This is a genomic window from Scytonema hankhaensis NUACC26 (genome assembly GCF_045865695.1).
In the GTDB taxonomy this organism is placed as follows: domain Bacteria; phylum Cyanobacteriota; class Cyanobacteriia; order Cyanobacteriales; family Nostocaceae; genus Scytonema.
In genome coordinates this window covers 1-3,242 of the sequence record NZ_BAACAP010000013.1, presented here as the reverse complement: position 1 = coordinate 3,242, position 3,242 = coordinate 1, and the positions used below count along the sequence as shown (strand labels likewise).

Genomic DNA, 3,242 nt, shown 5'->3' with positions numbered 1-3,242 from the left:
GATGACCTGCGTGGCAAGCAGTGAGTGCCCGCCTAAATCAAAGAAATTATCATAAATTCCTACAGAATCAATACCCAAAGTTTGAGTCCAAATACCAGCAAGCACTTCTTCAATTGGGGTACGGGGAGCAACAAAAGCTTGGTCTAATTCGGGTCGTGCTGTGTCTGGGGCAGGTAATGCCCGTCGGTCTACTTTGCCGTTTGGAGTTAGTGGTAAAGTCTCCAGCATCACAAACGCTGATGGCACCATGTAGTCTGGCAACTTCTCCCTCAAAAAGCTCTTGAGCGCACTAATGCTCGGTACTTGTTCTAGTTGTTGGGGGACTACATAAGACACTAAGAATTTGTCACCCTGTTCGTCCTCGCGTAAAACTACTACAATCTGTCGTACTTGGGGATGCTGGCTCAGCGTTATCTCAATCTCTTGCGGTTCAATGCGGTAGCCACGAATTTTCACTTGATTGTCGATTCGCCCCAAAAACTCCAGATTGCTGTCGGGTAAATAACGAGCTATATCTCCAGTTTTGTACAACCGTTCTCCTGGTTTTTGACTCAAAGGATTAGGGATAAATTTCTCGGCGGTTAATTCTGGGTGGTTGAAATAACCTCTTGCCAATCCATCCCCACTGATATACAGTTCACCCTTGACACCAATAGGCACAGGATGTAAGTATTTATCCAGTACGTAAACCTGCGTGTTTGCAATTGGATGTCCAATTGTTACTACATTATCCCCTTGCTTCACCCAGGCAAAAGTCGAATAAGTAGTGTCTTCTGAAGGACCGTAAAGATTGAAGACCTGCTGGATAGTATTCTGTTGATAGATTTGCTGTACAAGTTGATGCGGAAGGGGTTCGCCAGCTAGGTTAACTATGGATACCGAAGCAGGTAAGCGCTCCATCCTTAGTAATTCAGTCATAACTGAAGGAACCGTATTTAGCAAAGTGACATATTCAGCTTCAGACAAACTAGGTAATTGCAACACGTTTTCGGCTAGAATAACCTTTCCTCCCCAACTAAGGGGAACAAACAGTTCAAAGACAGATAAATCAAAGCAGATAGATGTTGAAGCCAAGACACCAGTAAAATACTCTGAAGCAAAAAGTTCTCTCGCCCAAGTTAACAATGCCACTGAACTGTGATGTTTAATTCCAACTCCCTTGGGACGTCCTGTAGAACCTGAAGTGTAGATGACGTAGGCTAAATGCTCAGCTTGCACTGAAATCGGTCGAGTGTTCACATTATCCTTAACGCTCACATTCCAGTTGTTATCAAGACACAGTACTTGGGCATTATGCTTAGGAAGCTCACTAACCAGCAGCTGCTGAGTCACTAGCACTGATATCTGGGAATCTGTTAGCATAAAGGTCAGTCGCTCTTGGGGTAATTGCGGGTCTAACGGCACATATGCACCACCAGCCTTAAGAATACCCAACAGCCCCACTACCATCTCAATCGAGCGCTTGACGTAAATACCTACTAGTACCTCAGGTCCTACCCCCAGCCTTTGCAAATGATGCGCTAGCTGATTAGCGCGCTTGTTAAGTTCTTGATAGGTTAACTGCTGGTCTTCAAAGACCACAGCAACAGCATCTGGTGTTCGCTCCACTTGCGCCTCAAACAGGTGATGGATACAAGCATCTGTCGGATAGTCGGTTTTAGTTTTGTTCCACTCCACCAACTGCTGATGTTGCTCAGTTGCGGTTAGCAAAGGCAACTCCCAGAGCCGTTGCTCACGATTGGCGACAATGCCCTCGACCAAGGTCTGAAAATGTCCTAGCATCCGGGTAATGGTGGCGGCGTCAAACAGGTCGGTGCTGTACTCCAATATGCCTACCAACCCTGAATGGGTTTCCTCCAAAGACAAACTCAAATCAAATTTTGCGGTTGTATTTTTTCTTTGTATAGAACTTAAGATCAGTTCTGGTAGCCTCAACTCATCCATTGGGGCATTTTGTAGGACAAACATCACCTGGAATAGCGGGTTATGGTTCAGGTTTCGCTTGGGCTGTAAAGCTTCTACTAAATACTCGAAGGGCAAATCTTGATGAGCATAAGCTCCCAGAGCGACCTCTCTCATTCGCCCCAACAGCTCCTGAAAGCTGGGGTTATCTGATAAATTGGTGCGTAAAACTATGGTATTGACAAAGAAGCCAATCAAACCCTCAATCTCAACTCGGTTACGGTTAGCAATGGGCGAGCCTACCACAATATCATCTTGCCCACTGTAGCGATGAAATAGCGTTTTGAAGACTGCTAGCAGGGTCATGAACAACGTGACCCCTTCTTGGCGGCTTAAGGTCTTAAGCTCCTCAGTCAGCTCATGGGATAGTGAGAACGATTGTGTTGCACCTTGGAAAGTCTGAATCGCCGGACGGGGACGGTTAGTGGGCAACTGTAACACAGGGCATCCACTCAACTGTCGTTGCCAATAAACCAGTTGTGCCTCTAATACTTTTCCCTGTAGCCACTGACGCTGCCATAGGGCAAAGTCCGCATACTGGATGGGTAATTCGGGCAAAGGTGAGGGCTGTCCACTGTCTAAGGCTTTGTAAAGTGCCGCCAACTCGCGAATGAAAATCCCCATTGACCAGCCATCAGATATAATATGGTGCATTGTCAATAATACAACGTGCTCGGTCTCGGTCAACTTTAAAAGGGTAACTCGCAATAGTGGACCTTGAGCTAAGTCGAAAGGTTGCTGTGCCTCCTGTATAGTTAAGCACTCCACCTCAACTTCGCGCTTGACCTTTGGCAAATACCGTAAATCTACTACAGGAACGTTCAAATCCAAAGTAGGCGTAATCTGCTGGATGAGTTGTCCTGTTGCCGAGGCAAAGGTGGTACGTATAACAGAATGGCGATGCACAATTTCGTTGAAGCTTTGCATCAGTGCAATGATATTCAGCCGACCAGTCAGACGTATGGCTACAGGTATATTATAGGCACAACTGTCTGGTTGTAGCTGATTGAGAAACCACAGCCGTTGCTGAGCAAACGACAATGGTAAATCTGTCTCCTGAGAAATATGCTTGAAGGGGAAAGCTTCAAGTTCCTGTCCCGTCGTCATTGTCCTCTCAATGTGTTCGGCTAGCTCAGCCACGGTAGGAAACTCAAACAAACAACGCAGGAGCAATTCTATCTGAAAAGCTTTGCGAACTTGGGAGATGACCTGCGTGGCAAGCAGTGAGTGCCCGCCTAAATCAAAGAAATTATCATAAATTCCTACAGAATCAATACCCA

1 protein-coding gene is annotated in these 3,242 nt (G+C 46.1%); it reads right to left on the bottom strand.

Annotation, left to right across the window (positions count from 1 at the left end; all coding sequences use genetic code 11):
• A partial coding sequence (locus ACKTT2_RS00155) for a non-ribosomal peptide synthetase (RefSeq protein ID WP_407882763.1) occupies positions 1–3,242 on the bottom strand: 3,242 nt, incomplete at both ends.